We start from the raw sequence: 16369 nt of genomic DNA on the forward strand, positions 1-16369 counted from the left end.
CTGGGGGTTCTGATCACTTGACAAAGGTCATCTCCTTCTTGTCGCCGAGGATGCCCTGCGGCCGGAAGATCACGATGAGCATGAGGGCGACGCCCACGAGGATGAAGCGCAGCGTGCCCGCCTGGATGTCGCTCATCGGCAGCCAGCCGGCCTTCGCCATCTCGGGGAGGAGGTTGCCGAGCAGGGCCATCACCATCCAGAACAGGACGGCACCGAGCGACGGACCGAAGATGGTCGACGCGCCGCCGAGCAGGAGGATCGTCCACAGGAAGAAGGTGAGCGCCGTCGTGTAGCTCGACGGGATCACCGCGGACGGCAGCACGTAGACGATGCCGCCGAGCGCGCCGATCACGCCGCCGACGACGAGCGCCTGCATCTTGTAGGCGAAGACGTTCTTGCCCAGGGAGCGTACGGCGTCCTCGTCTTCGCGGATGCCCTTGAGCACGCGTCCCCACGGGCTGCGCATGAGCGCCCAGACCACGAAGATCGACACCGCGAGCAGCACCAGACCGAACACGACGACCCAGAGCTGCTGCGCCGTGAACTGCCAGGGCCCCCAGCCGTAGCGCGCGCCGCCGGGCAGCGACGGGAACGGGTTGGCCGACTGGAAGCTCCCGTTGTAGTTGCCGAGGCCGTCGGCGGAGTTCGTCCACTCGTCGAACACCTGCGTGGTGAACAGCAGGCGCACGATCTCCGCGGCCGCGATCGTGACGATCGCGAGGTAGTCCGCGCGCAGCCGCAGGGTCGGGATGCCGAGGATGACCGCGAAGACGGCGGCCAGCAGCAGGCCGACGATCATCGCGAGGTACCACGGGAGCCCGAAGGTGAGGATCGAGATCGCGTAGCCGTAGGCGCCGAGGGCCATGAACCCGGCCATGCCGAAGTTCAGGAGGCCCGCGTAGCCGAAGTGCACCGCGAGGCCGGTCGCGGCCAGCGCGTACGCGATCGTGACGGGGCTCAGCAGATAGCCGAGCGTGTTGCCGATGATGGCGCCCCAATCCATGGCCGTCACCCGAGCCTTTCTCTGCGACCCAGCAGACCTTGAGGCCTGACCAGCAGGATGATGATGAGCACGACGAGGGCTCCCGCGTACTTGAGATCCGACGGGATCCAGAGCGTCGAGGTCTCCACGACGATGCCGACGATGAGCGCACCGAGCAGTGCGCCGAATGCCGTGCCGAGCCCACCGAGCGTGATGGCGGCGAAGATCAGCAGCAGCATCTGCGTTCCCATGTCCCAGCGCACGCCCGGTCGGAAGTACGCCCACAGCACGCCGGAGATGGCCGCCAGCGCTCCCGCGAGGACCCACACGATGCGCACCACGCGGTCGACGTTGATGCCGGATGCGGCGGCGAGCTGCGGGTTGTCGGAGATCGCGCGCGTCGCCTTGCCGATGCGGGTGCGCAGCAGGAAGTAGGCGACGCCGAGGATGACGATGACGCTCACCCCCATGCTGATGAGGTCGATGTACGACAGCGAGATCGGGCCGAACTCGATCGGTGCCGGGCTCGACCCCGGCAGCTGGCTCGTCGCGCCGCCCACGAAGTACTGATACGTGTAGCGCAGCGCCAGCGACAGGCCGATGCTCACGATCATCAGCTGGACGACGCCGAGCCCGCGACGGCGCAGCGGCCGCCACAGGCCGGCATCCAGGACCAGGCCCAGGGCGCCGCCGCCGAGAACCGCCGCCGTCACCCCCAGCCACAGCGGAAGCTGCCAGGTCGTGCTGAACAGCAGGGCGAGCAGCGCGCCCCACGTGACCATCTCGCCGTGGGCGAAGTTCGACAGGCCGGTCGTGCCGAAGATGAGCGCCGCGCCCATCGCGGCGAGGGCCAGCAGCAGCCCGAAGTTCAGACCGTTGACCAGCCGCACCGCGAGCTGGTCGACGAACGACTGCGTGACGCGCTCGCCCTGGCCGAGGAACAGGTTGACGATCTTCGTCTTCGTGAGCCCGAACTCGACCTCGAAGGATCCCGTCGTGCCCTGGATGGGCTGGAGTCCCTCGGGCAGGTTCGACGCGTCGACGATGACGCCTTCCGGGAGCGTGGTCTCATCGACGACGAGCGTGTAGGTGTCCTTGTCGGGAACGTACAGTCGCCACTTGCCCTGGGCGTCGGTGACGGTCTTCGCCTCGAAGCCGCCGCCCTTCACCGACATCCCCACATCGGCGACGGGTTTGTCCTCGAACGTGATCACCCCGCCGAAGTAGTAGTCGGTCTTCTCCTGATCCCCGCCGGGCGTATCGGGGGCGCCGGCGGCGTGCGCGGCGCTCGCAGCCCCGCCGACGATCAGGAGTGACGCTGCGAGCAGCGCTCCGAGGATGAGCACGAGCCACCTCTGGGGCGTTCGTGCGGTGGCGGTCATGGGACGCAAAGGTTCCTCCAGTCCGGCACACCATGGCAGGTGGTGCGGTCGCCTCGACATTGATCAACGACGGTACGAGCGTAATGTGTCGCCATTGTTTCGCCTACCCGCCTCATGTTTCCGGGGGAGCGGAAGCCGGCCGCGGGAACGGGCCGCGGAATGCGCGCCGCCGCCCGCGACTTACAATCGGTACACACCCGAATTCGCGCGCGCGAGATAACAGGAGAGCACGTGGAGCACAACGACCCGTTCGGTTTCGTCGGACTGACCTATGACGACGTGCTGCTCCTGCCGGGGCACACCGACGTCATCCCCTCCGAGGCCGACACGTCGTCGCGCGTCACCCGCCGGATCACCGTGGCGACGCCGCTGCTGTCGGCGGCGATGGACACCGTCAGCGAGGCGCGGATGGCGATCGCGATGGCCCGCGAGGGCGGCCTCGGCATCCTGCACCGCAACCTCGCCATCGCCGAGCAGGCCGCCATGGTCGACCAGGTCAAGCGGAGCGAGTCGGGCATGATCACCGACCCGATCACGACCACCCCCGACGCCACGATCGACGAGGTCGACAAGCTGTGCGGCCAGTACCGCATCTCCGGGCTCCCCGTGGTGGACGAGGACGGGCAGCTGCTGGGCATCATCACGAACCGCGACATGCGCTTCGTGTCGGGCTTCGAGCGCCAGACCACCAAGGTGCGCGACGTCATGACCAGCGAGGGCCTGGTCACCGGGCGCGTCGGCATCGGCGCCAACGAGGTCATCGCGCTGTTCGCGCAGCACCGCGTCGAGAAGCTCCCGCTCATCGACGACGACGGCAAGCTCGCGGGCCTCATCACGATCAAGGACTTCGACAAGAGCGAGAAGTACCCGCTCGCGACGAAGGACGACCAGGGGCGCCTGCGCGTCGGAGCGGCGATCGGCTTCTTCGGCGACGCGTGGGAGCGCGCCGAGGCCCTCCGCGACGCGGGTGTCGACGTCATCGTCGTCGACACGGCCAACGGCCAGTCGCAGGGCGTCATCGACATGGTCCGCCGCCTGAAGGCCGACGAGTCGTTCGCCCACATCGACGTCATCGGCGGCAACATCGCGACGCGCGAGGGCGCGCAGGCGCTCATCGATGCGGGCGTGGATGCCGTCAAGGTCGGCGTCGGCCCGGGCTCGATCTGCACGACGCGCATCGTCGCGGGCGTGGGCGTGCCCCAGGTGACCGCGATCTGGGAGGCCTACCAGGCCGCGCGCGAGGCCGGCATCCCCGTCATCGCCGACGGCGGCCTGCAGTACTCCGGCGACATCGCCAAGGCTCTCGTCGCGGGCGCCGACACCGTCATGCTCGGATCGCTCCTCGCGGGCACCGACGAGTCGCCGGGCGAGATCGTCTTCCAGGGCGGGAAGCAGTTCAAGCTCTACCGCGGCATGGGCTCGCTCGGTGCGATGCAGACGCGCGGCAAGAAGACGTCCTACTCGAAGGACCGCTACTTCCAGGCCGACATCCCGAGCGACGACAAGCTCATCCCCGAGGGCATCGAGGGTCAGGTCGCGTACCGCGGTCCGGTCTCTGCAGTGGCCTACCAGCTCGTCGGCGGCCTCCGTCAGTCGATGTTCTACGTCGGCGCCCGCACCATCGAGGAGCTCAAGGCCCGGGGCAAGTTCGTCCGCATCACGGCGGCCGGGCTCAAGGAGAGCCACCCCCACGACGTGCAGATCGTCGTGGAGGCGCCCAACTACAAGAAGTAGCGGTCGCCGGACGGCCGGCCGGCGCCGGTCGTCAGGACGGCAGGCGGAACGGCGCGGCGGCCCGCGCCGACGGGTCCAGAGCGAGCGCGGCGAGGGTCGCGCCCACGCCCGGCGCGAACTTGAAGCCGTGGCCGGAGAAGCCCGCCCCGACCACGACCGGTCCCACGCGGTCGAGCACGAACGCGGCATCCGGAGTGGACGTGTACGTGCACGAGATCGGCGCCGCGCTGTCGGCGTCCAGGCCCGGGAACCACTCCCGCACGTACTCCCGCAGCTCGCGCTGGAGCGTCGGCCGGTGCGGTCGGGCGTCGGGATCGACCTCGTCTCCGACGGCGTGGAACCCCACCTTCACGCCCTCACCGGGTGTCGGCATGCCGTAGACGCCGCCCGGACGCTCTCCCGGGACGCCGATGTGGTTGAACGACGGCCAGGGACCGGGACCGACGGCGGCGAAGTGCGCCGGGCTCTCCTCGGTGACCCGCAGGGGAGGCAGACGGAGGTCCGGGTCGGCGCCCGCCAGCAGCCGATCGGTCCACGCCCCCGCGGTCACGACCGCGACATCCGCCCGCAGCGTCTCGCCGTCGAGCACGACGTCGACGCCGTCCGCATCGGGACGCACCGCGTGGACCGGGGTCTGCCACCGCACCGCGGCGCCGGCGGCGACGATCCGCCGCTCCCATTCGCGCAACGCCGCGTCGGCGCGGACGACCCCGCCCTCGGGGGAGTGGAGCACGACGTCCTCGAACCGCATCCCGGGCCAGCGGCGATGCGCCTGCGCGGCGTCGAGCAGTTCGGCGCGGATGCCGCGCTCCTGCAGGCGGCGGGCGATCTCGGCCACCGGCACGGGGGCGTCGCGAAGGCCCGCGCCGTGCGTCACCAGGCCGTGCAGACGCAGCAGCGGCTCGCCCTCGACGATGCCGAGCCCGTCCCATCCCTCCCGGGCGCGCGCCAGCAGGTCGAGGTAGTGCTCCTCGCCGTACGCGTTGTTGAAGTTGCGTGTCGCCCCGTGCGACGCGCCCTGGCGGTGGCCCCGCGCGAAGCGGTCGAGCACGATCGGCCGTTCTCCGCGCAGCGTCAGCTGCCAGGCCGTCGCCAGGCCCATGACCCCGCCGCCGATCACGACGATGCGCTGCGCCACGCCGTCTCCTCTCGTTCCGGCATCCATCCTGGGCCACCGCGCCCGTCGACGGCGCGTTCGTGACGCCGCGGGTCGGCGGCCCGCGGGCGCCGCGGTGGCCGCGCGGTGGCTTGCGCGGGTCGCTCGGAGGCTCGCGCTGGTCGCCCGGAGGACAACGCGCTAGGCTGGTCGGCTCTGCGCCCGCGACGCGGCGAGGGCGGAAGGACCCGTCATGGGCTACATCGACATCGCCGCCGTCTCGTTCACGCTGCCGGACGGGCGCCCGCTGCTGGACGAGGTGACGTTCCGGGTCGCCGACGGCAGGACCACCGCGCTGATCGGCCAGAACGGCGCGGGCAAGACCACGCTGCTGCGCATCATCCGCGGCGAGCTCGCGCCGCGGTCGGGCGTCGTGACCATCGACGGAGGACTCGGCGTCATGGACCAGTTCGTCGGCCACGGCGAGGCGGGCCAGACGATCCACGACCTGCTGATCTCCGTCGCCCCGGCCCGTGTCCGCTCCGCCGCGCGCGAGCTCGAGGATGCCGAGTCGGCCATCATCGACCGCGACGACCTCGACACGCAGATGCGCTACGCGGCCGCGCTCGCCGACTACGCCGAAGCGGGCGGCTACGAGTACGAGACCGTGTGGGACACGTGCACGACCGCGGCCCTGGGCGTGCCGTTCGCGCGCGCCCGGTTCCGCGCGCTGACGACGCTGTCGGGCGGTGAGCAGAAGCGGCTCGCCCTCGAGGCGCTGCTGCGCGGTCCCGACCAGGTGCTCCTGCTGGACGAGCCCGACAACTACCTCGACGTCCCCGGCAAGCGCTGGCTCGAGGAGCGCCTGCGCGAGACGGCGAAGACCGTCCTGCTCGTCTCGCACGACCGCGAGCTGCTCGCTCGCGCCGCCGACCGCATCGTGACCCTCGAAGCCGGCGGGGCGGGCAGCACGGCCTGGGTGCACGGCGGCGGGTTCGACGGGTATCACGCCGCCCGCGAAGACCGGATGGCGCGCCTCGACGAGTTGCGCCGGCGCTGGGACGAGCAGCACGCGAAGCTCATCCGCTTCGTCGCGGACATGAAGGCGAAGGCGGCGGCCAGCGACGAATTCGCCTCCCGGTACCGGGCGGCGCAGACGCGGCTGCGCCGCTTCGAGGAGGCCGGGCCGCCCGAGGAACGCCCGCCGGCGCAGACACTGGACGTGCGCCTCCGCGGCGCGCGGACGGGCAAACGCGCCGTCGTCGCCGAGGGGCTCGAGCTGACCGGCCTCATGACGGCGTTCGACCTCGAGGTCTGGTTCGGCGACCGCATCGCGGTGCTCGGCTCCAACGGGTCGGGCAAGTCCCACTTCCTGCGCCTCCTGGCGCGCGGGGGAACCGACCCCGACCGGCTGCAGGGCCATGTCACCGAGGTGGGAGCCGAGCTCGACCCGGTGGCGCACACGGGTCGTGCGGTGCTCGGCGCCCGCGTCACTCCCGGCTGGTTCGCGCAGACCCACCGGCATCCGGAGTTCTCCGGCCGGTCGCTGCTCGACATCCTGCACCGCGGCGACGACCGGCGGCCCGGCCTGCCGCGCGACGCGGCCAGCTCGGCCCTCGACCGGTACGGACTGGTCCGTCAGGCCGAGCAGACGTTCGACAGCCTCTCGGGCGGGCAGCAGGCCCGGTTCCAGGTCTTGCTGCTGGAGCTGTCGGGCGCGACGCTGCTGCTGCTGGACGAGCCCACCGACAACCTCGACCTCGTCTCGGCGGAGGCGCTGGAGGACGCGCTGCGGCGGTTCGAGGGGACCGTGATGGCCGTGACCCACGATCGGTGGTTCGCGCGCTCGTTCGATCGCTTCCTCGTCTTCGGCGCTGACGGCCGCGTCGTGGAGACCGCCGAGCCGGTCTGGGACGAGGCGCGCGTCGCGCGGCCGCGCTAGCCTGAGCGCGTGAGCGAGACGACGCGGCCGCGCCGCCGACGCGCGGGCTCCGGTGGCACCTCCCGCGTCGAGGCGTACTCCGACGCCGTCTTCGCGATCGCCGCGACGCTGCTCGTGCTCGATCTGACGACCGCCTCGTTCGGCGAGATCGGTTCGGATGCCGACATGTGGGCGGCCCTCGCGGGACTGTGGCCGAACGTGTCCTCGTTCGCGGTGAGCTTCGCGCTGCTGAGCGGCATGTGGATGATCCACCTGCGGCAGTTCCGTGACATCGCCGACGTCGACACGACGCTGCTGTGGCTGAACAACGCCCGGCTGCTCTTCGTCGTCCTCATCCCGTTCACGACGGCGCTGACCTCGCAGTACTCGGACTTCCTCGCGGGGCGCGTCCTGCTGCCCGTCGACTTCTTCCTCGTGGCGCTGTTCGGTCACCTGTCCTGGAGGTGGGCCGCCGCCCGCGGCGGGCAGCTGTTGCGCCCGGAGGCCGTCGAGAACGTCCGCGCGGCGAGCGCCGGCGGCATCTCCGCGGTCACGTGCGCCGCCGTCGCCGTGGCGCTGTCGCCGTGGATCGGGTCGTACGCCTTCCTCGCCTTCCTGCTCAACGGCGTGCTCGCCGCGCTCATCCTCCGCCTCACGCGGCCGCATCCGGCAGGGGATGCCGCGGGTGCGGATACCGCGGGGGCGGACGGAGAGCGCGGGTAGGCTGGGGATGTGACCATGGAGATCGAGCTCGGCCGCGCCAAGCGCGCCCGCCGCGCCTATGCGTTCGACGACATCGCGGTCGTGCCTTCGCGGCGCACCCGTAACCCCGAGGACGTCTCGACCGCCTGGTCGATCGATGCCTTCGGTTTCGAGATCCCCGTCCTCGGCGCCCCGATGGACTCGGTCATGAGCCCGCGCACGGCCGTGATGCTCGGCCAGCTCGGCGGCCTCGGCGTGCTCGACCTCGAGGGCGTGTGGACGCGGTACGACGACCCGGAGCCTCTGCTCGAGGAGATCGGGTCGCTGCCGGCATCCGAGGCGACCCGTCGCATGCAGGAGCTGTACGCCGAGCCGATCAAGCCCGAGCTCGTCCGCGACCGCCTCGCCGAGATCCGCGATGCCGGCGTCACGGTCGCCGGTGCCCTGACCCCTCAGCGCACCCAGGAGCTGTACGAGACGGTCGTCGCGGCCGGCGTCGACCTCTTCGTCATCCGCGGCACGACCGTCTCCGCCGAGCACGTCTCCAGCGTCGACGCCCCCCTGAACCTCAAGAAGTTCATCTACGACCTCGACGTCCCCGTGATCGTCGGCGGCGCCTCCACGTACACGGCGGCGCTGCATCTGATGCGCACGGGAGCCGCGGGCGTGCTCGTGGGCTTCGGCGGCGGAGCGGCGTCGACCACCCGCGCCACCCTCGGCATCCACGCCCCCATGGCGACCGCCGTCGCCGACGTGGCCGGGGCCCGCCGCGACTACCTCGACGAGTCGGGCGGCCGCTACGTGCACGTCATCGCCGACGGCGGCGTCGGCACCTCGGGCGACATCGTGAAGGCCCTCGCGATGGGCGCGGATGCCGTCATGCTCGGCGTCGCCCTCGCACGCGCGACCGACGCGCCCGGCCGCGGACACCACTGGGGTCCCGAGGCCCACCACCCGAAGCTCCCGCGCGGCAAGCGCGTCGAGGTCGGGCAGGTGGCGCCGCTCGAGGAGATCCTGTACGGGCCGGCCCCGGTCGCCGACGGCACCGCGAACCTCATCGGCGCGCTCAAGAAGTCGATGGCCACCACGGGCTACTCCGACCTCAAGGAGTTCCAGCGCGTCGAGGTCGTCGTCGCGCCCTACATGGCAGGTCGATGACCACGGAGCCGTTCCCGCCCACGCTGCGCGAGGTCATGCTGCGCCCCTGGTGGCTCGGCATGCTCGTGTTCGCGCTCGTCGTCGCGGCCGTCTTCGCCTGGCTCGGCCAGTGGCAGCTCGGCCGCGCGATCGACACGTCGCCGCCCGCTCCCGGGGCCACCGAGCAGGTGCGCCCGATCGCGGAGATCACCGAGCCCGGTGCGTATCTGCCCGAGCCGCTGGTCGGTCAGCGCGTCGAGGTCTCGGGCTCCTTCGTCGCCGATGACTTCCTCGTCGTCTCGTCCCGGTTCAACGACGGGCGACAGGGCTACTGGGTGACCGGGCAGTTCCGCACCGACGCCGCGACCCCGACCTCGCTCGCGGTCGCCGTCGGCTGGACGGATGACCGCGCGGTCGCGGATGCCGCGGCATCCGCCCTCAACGCCGACCCCGGCGGCGCGCTCACGCTCACCGGTCGGCTCATCGCCGACGAGGGCCCCATGGCGCCGCCGCGCGGCGCCGCGCCCACCGAGATGACCCGGATGTCGCCGGCGGCCCTGCTGAGCTGGTGGCACGACACGGACGAGCTCTCGGTGTACCGCCCGTACCTGGTCGCCGATGCCGGCGAGCCGCTCGTGGGCGGCCTCGTCGCAATCGATTCGCCGGCTCCCGCCGAGGGCTCCGCCATCAACTGGCTGAACATCTTCTACGCCGTCGAGTGGGCCATCTTCGCGGGCTTCGCGTTCTACATGTGGTACCGGCTGGCCCGCGACGCGTGGGAGAAAGAGGTCGAGGCGCTCGAGGAGGAGCAGGCCGCGCGAGCGCGGGAGACCGTGTGATGCGCGGGGCGCCGTCGCCGCCGTCGCCGCATCCGCGGCGGCCGAACCGGCGGGCGTCGCCGACTAGACTTGACGGCATGCCTCAGCCCAAACTCGCCAGTTTTCCGGCGATCCGCGGGGCGCTCAGGTTCTACCAGATCGCCTCGGTGATCACGGGTGTCATGCTCCTGTCGCTGTGCGCCGAGATGATCGTCAAGTACGCCTTCGGCTACGAGCTGTTCGCCGGCGGCGCCGGGGGAGCGCTCTGGCTGCACCCGGTCACGCTGGACGGCGGCGGCGACCTCACCGGCGGCGCGATCAACCTGTCCACCGGCATCCTCATCGCGCACGGCTGGTTCTACGTCGTGTACCTCTTCGCGTGCTTCCGCGTGTGGAGCCTGATGCGCTGGGGATTCGTGCGGTTCATCGTGCTCGCGCTCGGCGGCATCGTCCCGCTCCTGTCGTTCTTCATGGAGGCGCGCGTCGCCCGCGAGGTGCGGGCCTACCTCGCGCAGCGCGAGGCCGACGAGTCCTCCGCCCCGATCCCCGCCACGGAAGGCAGCCGGTGACCACCCAGACCGAGACCGCTCAGCGTCCCGTCCTCGTCGTCGACTTCGGAGCCCAGTACGCGCAGCTCATCGCGCGCCGGGTGCGCGAGGCCGGCGTCTACAGCGAGCTGGTGCCGCACACCGTCACCGCCGCCGACGTCGAGGCGAAGAACCCGGTGGCCATCATCCTCTCCGGCGGTCCGTCCTCCGTGTACGAGCCCGGTGCCCCGACGCTCGACCCGGCCGTGCTGCAGCTCGGCGTGCCGACGCTCGGCATCTGCTACGGCTTCCAGGTGATGGCGCAGCAGCTGGGCGGCCAGGTCGCCAACACCGGCCTGCGCGAGTACGGCGCGACGGATGCCGTGGTCGCGAATGACGGCGGTGTGCTGCTCGGCGGTCAGCCCGTCGAGCAGAACGTCTGGATGAGCCACGGCGACCAGGTCGCGGCGGCCCCCGAGGGCTTCGAGGTGCTCGCCTCGACCGCGGCGACGCCGGTCGCCGCCTTCGGCAACGCCGAGAAGTGCTTCTACGGCGTCCAGTGGCACCCCGAGGTCAAGCACTCCGACTACGGCCAGGACGTCATCGTCAACTTCCTCCACAAGGCGGCGGGACTGGCCGCCGACTGGAACAGCGGCAACGTCATCGCCGAGCAGGTCGAGCGCATCCGCGCGCAGGTCGGCAGCGGCCGCGTGCTGTCGGCGCTGTCCGGCGGCGTCGACTCCGCGGTGTCGACGGCGCTCGTGCACAAGGCCGTCGGCGACCAGCTCGTCGCCGTCTTCGTCGACCACGGCCTGCTGCGCAAGGGCGAGCGCGAGCAGGTCGAGAACGACTACGTGGCATCCACCGGCGTGCGCCTGATCACGGTCGACGCCCGCGAGACCTTCCTCACCGCCCTCGCCGGCGTGAGCGACCCGGAGCAGAAGCGCAAGATCATCGGCCGCGAGTTCATCCGCGCCTTCGAGAAGGTGCAGGCCGACCTCGTCGCCGAGGCGGCCGCCGAGGGCGAGCCGATCCGGTTCCTCGTGCAGGGGACGCTGTACCCCGATGTCGTCGAGTCCGGCGGCGGTGCGGGGACCGCGAACATCAAGAGCCACCACAACGTCGGCGGGCTCCCGGAGGATCTGCAGTTCGAGCTCGTCGAGCCGCTGCGCACCCTCTTCAAGGACGAGGTGCGCGCGATCGGTCGCGAGCTGGGGCTTCCCGAGGCGATCGTCGGCCGCCAGCCGTTTCCGGGGCCGGGCCTCGGCATCCGCATCGTGGGTGAGGTCACCGCTGACCGCCTCGAGATCCTGCGTGACGCCGACGCCATCGCCCGCGAGGAGCTGACGAAGGCGGGCCTGGACGGCGAGATCTGGCAGTGCCCGGTGGTGCTCCTGGCCGACGTCCGGTCGGTGGGCGTGCAGGGCGACGGCCGCACGTACGGCCACCCGATCGTGCTGCGTCCCGTCTCGAGCGAGGACGCGATGACCGCCGACTGGACGCGCCTGCCGTACGACGTGCTGTCGAAGATCAGCAACCGCATCACCAACGAGGTCCGCGAGGTCAACCGGGTCGTGCTCGACGTCACGTCGAAGCCCCCGGGGACCATCGAGTGGGAGTGATCTGACCGGATGCCGGGATCGCGGGGACTGCCCCGGGTCCCGGCATCCGTCGTTGCGCGGTCATCGTGCGGGCCGGGTCGTGTTTCGTCTTCCGTCTGGATGGTGTGACCAGGGATGCCGTGCCGCGTGCGGGCTGTGCCGGGAAAGCCGAAGGCCCGCCCGGGGAGCCGGACGGGCCTTCGTGCGCGCGGGGCGCGGGGCGACTAGTTGTTGCCGCGTGCGATCGCGATGAGGCGCAGGATCTCGATGTACAGCCACACGACCGTCACCATGATGCCGAAGCCGCCGAGCCAGCCGTACTCGCGGGGCGCGCCGTTGCGCACACCCTGCTGGATCTGGTCGAAGTCGAGCACGAGCGAGTACGCGGCCATGATGACCACGAGCACACCGATGATCAGGCCGAGGGGGATGCCGGCGATCTTGATGTTGCTGTACAGACCGAAGGCGCCGCCCTCGCCCGCCGCGCCGAACATCATCAGCACGACGTTCAGCAGGCCGAAGACGAGGTAGCCGATCATCGCGATCATGAAGATCTTCGTGGCGCGGGCGCTCGCGCGGACCTTGCCGCTGGCGAAGAGGGCCAGGGTGACACCGACGACCGACAGGGTCGCCAGCGTGGCCTGCATGACGATGCCGGGCCAGATGAACTCGAAGTACGCCGAGATGCCGCCGACGAAGAGGCCCTCGAACGCCGCGTAGGCGAAGATCAGCGCGGGGCGGACCTTCTTGCGCGACGTGAACGAGATCACCATCGCCAGCACGAACCCGCCGAGCATGCCGATGATCCAGGGCACGATCGTCACCTGCGAGGTGGTGGTGAGCTGCTCCGGCGAGAACGCGCCGCCCAGGGTCCACACCCAGCCGACGACGGCCGTGACGAGGAGGATCGCGAACAGGCCGACGGTCTTCGCGACGGTGTCCTCGACGGTCATCCGGCCGGTCTGGTGCGACGCGGCGGCGGGCGCGGCGAAGGCGCCCTCGAGCTGGGCGTTCACCGCGGCATCCGTCACCTGGTGCGACGTCGCGGCGTAGGCGGTCTGGGCGCCGGGCTGCGGCGCGGCCGGCGGCGTGAGGCCGGGACGCTGCTCTTGGAACGCCGGGTTGTTGAATGCGAAGTTGCCGGAGGCCATGGTCTCTTTCCACTCCCTAGGGGTGCACCGGACGGGTGCACAGCGAGGTGCTGTGACACCAGGCTATCGGACGGGTGTCGCGCGGCGTCAGGGCCCGGCTGTGTCGCTGCTGTGAAGGCGCTCGGAGAGGTCATAGCCGCTCTCGTTAGCCTGAGGGCATGCTTGCCGTCCGGCCCCTGATCATCGGTCATCGTGGCGCCCCGGGGTATCGGCCCGAGCACACCCGTTCGTCGTACGCGCTCGCCCTCGCGCTGGGCGTGGACGCGGTCGAGCCGGATGTCGTCGTCACCGCCGACGGGGTGCTGGTCGTGCGTCACGAGAACGAGATCGGCGGGACGACCGACGTCGCCGAGCACCCCGAGTTCGCCGCGCGGCGCACCACGAAGACCATCGACGGGGTGGAGCACACGGGGTGGTTCACGGAGGACTTCACGTGGGACGAGCTGGCGACGCTGCGCTGCCGCGAGCGGCTGCCCCAGCTGCGCCCGTCCAGTGCCGCGTTCGACGGGGCGGAGCCGCCGCTGCGCCTCCGCGACGTGCTGGACCTCGTGCGGGCGGCGTCCCGTGACCAGGGGCGAGAGATCGGCGTCGTGCTGGAGATCAAGCACGCGACGTACTTCGCCGGCCTCGGCGTCGACCTCGACGCCCTCGTCGCCGCGGAGCTCCGGCGTGCGGGGTGGGCCGACGGCGAACTGCCGCTGTACCTCGAGTCCTTCGAGCAGGACGTGCTGATGCGGCTGCGCGCCCGCGGCATCCGGGGCACGTACGTGTACCTGCTCGAGGCGAGCGGCACCGCCTACGACCTCCTCTCCGCCGCCGGGAGCACGCCACCGACCTACCGCGAGCAGGCGACGCCGGCGGGTCTGGACCGCCTCGCCGGCGAGGTCGACGCGATCAGCGTCGACAAACGCATGATCCTCGCCCCCGATCGGCTGGGCCGTGCCACGGGTCCGGCCCGCGTCGTCGCCGACGCGCACGAGCGCGGGCTCCGGGTGTTCACGTGGACCTGCCGTCCCGAGAACGCCTTCCTCCTGGCGGCGTACCGCCGGGGCCGGTCGAAGGCCGCGTTCGGCGACTACGCGGGGGAGTGGGGGGTGATCGCGCATGCCGGGGTGGACGGCGTCTTCGTGGATCACGCCGACCTCGGGGTCGCGTTCTTCCGCTGACGCAGCGGCCGGCGGCGCGGCGGTGTGCCTCCACAGCGACCGCATAGGGTGAGGGCATGAGCCCTTCCGGCATCGTCGTCACCGGGGTGCGCCGCTCGTTCGGCGCCGTCCACGCGGTGCGCGACGTCTCCTTCGACGCCCGCGCCGGCGCCGTGACGGGTCTCGTGGGCCCCAACGGCTCCGGCAAGACCACCCTGATGCTGATGCTGGCGTCGCTGCTGGCGCCGGATGCCGGCACCATCCGCATCGGCGGGATCGACCCGGTCGCCGACCCGGCGTCGGCCCGCGCGGTGCTCGGGTGGATGCCGGACGCGCTCGGCGCCTGGCCGTCGCTGACGGCCCGGGAGACGCTGACGATGACGGCGCGCCTGTACGGCATCGAACCCGACCCGGCGCGCGAGGGTGCCGCCCGCCTGCTCGCCGAGGTGGGGCTGTCCGCGCTCGCCGACGCCCCCGCACGGGTGCTGTCGCGGGGCCAGAAGCAGCGGCTGGGGCTCGCGCGGGCGCTCGTGCACGACCCGCAGGTGCTGCTCCTGGACGAGCCGGCGTCGGGTCTGGACCCACAGGCGCGTATCGATCTGCGCGTGCTGCTGCGCCGTCTCGCGGCCGACGGGCGCACCATCCTCCTCTCCAGCCACATCCTCTCGGAGCTGGAGGAGGTGGTCGACGATGCCGTGTTCCTCGTCGAGGGATCCACGGTCGCCGGCGACCGCGTCGCCGCGGCGGCGACGCGTCAGCGCTCCTGGCGCATCCGGCTGGCCGACCGCGACGCGACGGCGGCGGTGCTCCCGGTGGCGCAGACCCTGGGACTCGACGCCGCGCTCGTGCCGATCGACCGCCGGGACCTCCTCGTCGCGTTCGCGAGCGACGCGGACGCGGCATCCGCCCTCGCCGCCCTCGTCGGAGCGGGCCTGCCGGTGGCGGAGTTCGCCGCCGCGACGGGGATGCTGGAACACACCTTCCTCGACCTCGAAGGAGACCGCTCATGAGCGCCGCGCGGCTGTGGACGATCGCCCGTCTCGAGCTGCTGCAACGCGTGCGCACCGTCTCGTGGTACGTGCTACTCGGGGTCTTCGCGCTCGTCCTCATCGGTGTGACCGCGCTCGCGTTCCTCGCCTACGGCGGGTGGGGTCAGAGCGGCCCGGGGGTCTTCTCCGTCGTCGTCTACGTCACCCTGCTGCTCGTGCTCCTCGTCTCGCCCACCCTCAGCGGCAACAGCATCAACGGCGACCGGGACGCCGCGACCCTCGCGCCCGTGCAGGTCACGCTGGTCACGGCCGGCGAGATCCTGCTCGGCAAGTTCCTCGCGGGGTGGATCACGGGGCTCGCGTTCGCCGCGGTCGCAGCGCCGTTCCTCGTGATCTCGACGTTCGCGGGCGGGGTGAACGCGCTGACGGTCGTCGTGTCGCTCGCCGTGCTCGTCCTGGAGACCGGCGTGATCGCCGCGATCGGCGTCGCGCTGTCGGGCGTGCTGGCCCGTCCGCTGTTCTCCGTGGCGACGACCTATCTCGTCGTCGCCGCGCTCGCCGTGGGCACACCGCTCGGGTTCGGGCTCATCGGCTCCGCCGTCGCCAGCGAGGGCACCTCGCTGACGCGGTCGTACGAGATCGGGCCCGACGGCCTGCCCCTGTGCCGCGACGGCGGCGACGACTGCGGGAACGATCCGGGTCGGATCGTGTGCGGCGAGTGGACGACCAGCACCTACCGGGTGCCGCGCTTCGACTACGTCTGGTGGATGCTGTCGGCCAACCCCTTCGTCATCCTCGGCGATGCGACGCCGACGACCTACAACGAGTACGGGTACCCGGACGACCTGTTCGGCTCGCTCAAGCTCTCCGTCCGCTCGGCTCAGGTGCCGCCGTCCCTCGAGCAGACCTGGGACGACTGCGACCCCCGCATGTACGTCGACGACGGCGACCGGCGCTCGCCCCAGCAGGTCATCGACGGCACGGTGCCGAGCTGGTTCGTCGGACTGGCGGTGCAGATCGCGCTCGCCGCATTGCTGCTGTGGTGGGCCTGGGCCCGCACGCGCACCCCCGCGCGGAAGCTGCCCCCGGGCACGCGCATCGCCTGACGGCGGCGGCAGCGCCAATGGATGAGGATCCTCTCATCCTCCTTTCGCCGCATGCAGGGGGTGCATAGCCTCCATACA

At 71.5% G+C, this 16369-nt stretch carries 14 protein-coding genes; 10 read left to right on the forward strand and 4 right to left on the reverse strand.

What is annotated here, in order from left to right:
• Nucleotides 1–13: 13 nt before the first annotated feature.
• Together L0965_RS09020 and L0965_RS09025 are read right to left on the reverse strand one after the other, a co-directional pair.
• Nucleotides 14–1003: a branched-chain amino acid ABC transporter permease gene (locus L0965_RS09020; protein ID WP_060960328.1), complete on the reverse strand. Its 990-nt coding sequence runs from the start codon at nucleotides 1001–1003 to the stop codon at nucleotides 14–16.
• Nucleotides 1004–1008: 5 nt separating this feature from the next.
• A complete protein-coding gene (locus L0965_RS09025; protein WP_060960329.1) occupies nucleotides 1009–2364 on the reverse strand; it encodes a branched-chain amino acid ABC transporter permease in 1356 nt (451 codons plus the stop codon).
• A 231-nt stretch (nucleotides 2365–2595) separates the two neighbouring features.
• On the opposite strand from L0965_RS09025, the gene guaB reads away from it, so the two are divergent.
• Complete coding sequence (gene guaB / locus L0965_RS09030; protein ID WP_101306834.1) at nucleotides 2596–4098, forward strand: IMP dehydrogenase; 1503 nt, start codon at nucleotides 2596–2598, stop codon at nucleotides 4096–4098.
• Nucleotides 4099–4129: 31 nt separating this feature from the next.
• On the opposite strand, the gene L0965_RS09035 is transcribed toward guaB, so the two are convergent.
• Complete coding sequence (locus tag L0965_RS09035) at nucleotides 4130–5236, reverse strand: FAD-dependent oxidoreductase (protein WP_101306833.1); 1107 nt, start codon at nucleotides 5234–5236, stop codon at nucleotides 4130–4132.
• A gap of 211 nt (nucleotides 5237–5447) precedes the next feature.
• Here L0965_RS09035 and L0965_RS09040 point away from each other — a divergent pair, with 211 nt between their 5' ends.
• From L0965_RS09040 to guaA, 6 genes are all read left to right on the forward strand, one after another.
• Nucleotides 5448–7136, forward strand: coding sequence for an ABC-F family ATP-binding cassette domain-containing protein (locus L0965_RS09040; protein WP_101306832.1), 1689 nt, complete (start codon nucleotides 5448–5450; stop codon nucleotides 7134–7136).
• A 9-nt stretch (nucleotides 7137–7145) separates the two neighbouring features.
• Complete coding sequence (locus tag L0965_RS09045) at nucleotides 7146–7838, forward strand: TMEM175 family protein (protein WP_101306831.1); 693 nt, start codon at nucleotides 7146–7148, stop codon at nucleotides 7836–7838.
• A gap of 15 nt (nucleotides 7839–7853) precedes the next feature.
• Nucleotides 7854–8975, forward strand: a complete 1122-nt coding sequence (locus L0965_RS09050; RefSeq protein WP_060960333.1) for a GuaB3 family IMP dehydrogenase-related protein — start codon at nucleotides 7854–7856, stop codon at nucleotides 8973–8975.
• Entirely contained in the window at nucleotides 8972–9793 is an 822-nt protein-coding gene (locus L0965_RS09055) for an SURF1 family protein (RefSeq protein WP_060960334.1), read from the forward strand. Before L0965_RS09050 ends, L0965_RS09055 begins: the two co-directional genes overlap by 4 nt.
• Before the next feature lie 77 nt (nucleotides 9794–9870).
• Nucleotides 9871–10341 carry a DUF3817 domain-containing protein gene (locus tag L0965_RS09060; protein ID WP_060960335.1) on the forward strand — a complete coding sequence of 157 codons (471 nt, stop codon included), beginning with the start codon at nucleotides 9871–9873 and terminating at the stop codon, nucleotides 10339–10341.
• Nucleotides 10338–11921: a glutamine-hydrolyzing GMP synthase gene (gene guaA, locus L0965_RS09065; RefSeq protein WP_060960336.1), complete on the forward strand. Its 1584-nt coding sequence runs from the start codon at nucleotides 10338–10340 to the stop codon at nucleotides 11919–11921. Before L0965_RS09060 ends, guaA begins: the two co-directional genes overlap by 4 nt.
• Nucleotides 11922–12124: 203 nt before the next feature.
• Here the strand turns inward: guaA and L0965_RS09070 are convergent, their stop codons facing one another.
• Nucleotides 12125–13051, reverse strand: coding sequence for a Bax inhibitor-1/YccA family protein (locus L0965_RS09070; protein ID WP_060960337.1), 927 nt, complete (start codon nucleotides 13049–13051; stop codon nucleotides 12125–12127).
• Nucleotides 13052–13209: 158 nt separating this feature from the next.
• On the opposite strand from L0965_RS09070, the gene L0965_RS09075 reads away from it, so the two are divergent.
• From L0965_RS09075 to L0965_RS09085, 3 genes are read left to right on the forward strand one after another with little or no spacing between them, the layout of a single operon-like run.
• On the forward strand, nucleotides 13210–14217 hold the full coding sequence (locus L0965_RS09075) for a glycerophosphodiester phosphodiesterase family protein (RefSeq protein WP_101306830.1): 1008 nt from the start codon (nucleotides 13210–13212) through the stop codon (nucleotides 14215–14217).
• A 56-nt stretch (nucleotides 14218–14273) separates the two neighbouring features.
• Complete coding sequence (locus L0965_RS09080) at nucleotides 14274–15206, forward strand: ABC transporter ATP-binding protein (RefSeq protein ID WP_101306829.1); 933 nt, start codon at nucleotides 14274–14276, stop codon at nucleotides 15204–15206.
• Complete coding sequence (locus L0965_RS09085; protein WP_101306828.1) at nucleotides 15203–16291, forward strand: ABC transporter permease; 1089 nt, start codon at nucleotides 15203–15205, stop codon at nucleotides 16289–16291. Before L0965_RS09080 ends, L0965_RS09085 begins: the two co-directional genes overlap by 4 nt.
• Nucleotides 16292–16369: the final 78 nt, after the last annotated feature.

The sequence above is a fragment of the Microbacterium sp. NFH-22A-Y genome, from assembly GCF_021401375.1.
Taxonomy (GTDB): Bacteria; Actinomycetota; Actinomycetes; order Actinomycetales; family Microbacteriaceae; genus Microbacterium; species Microbacterium hominis.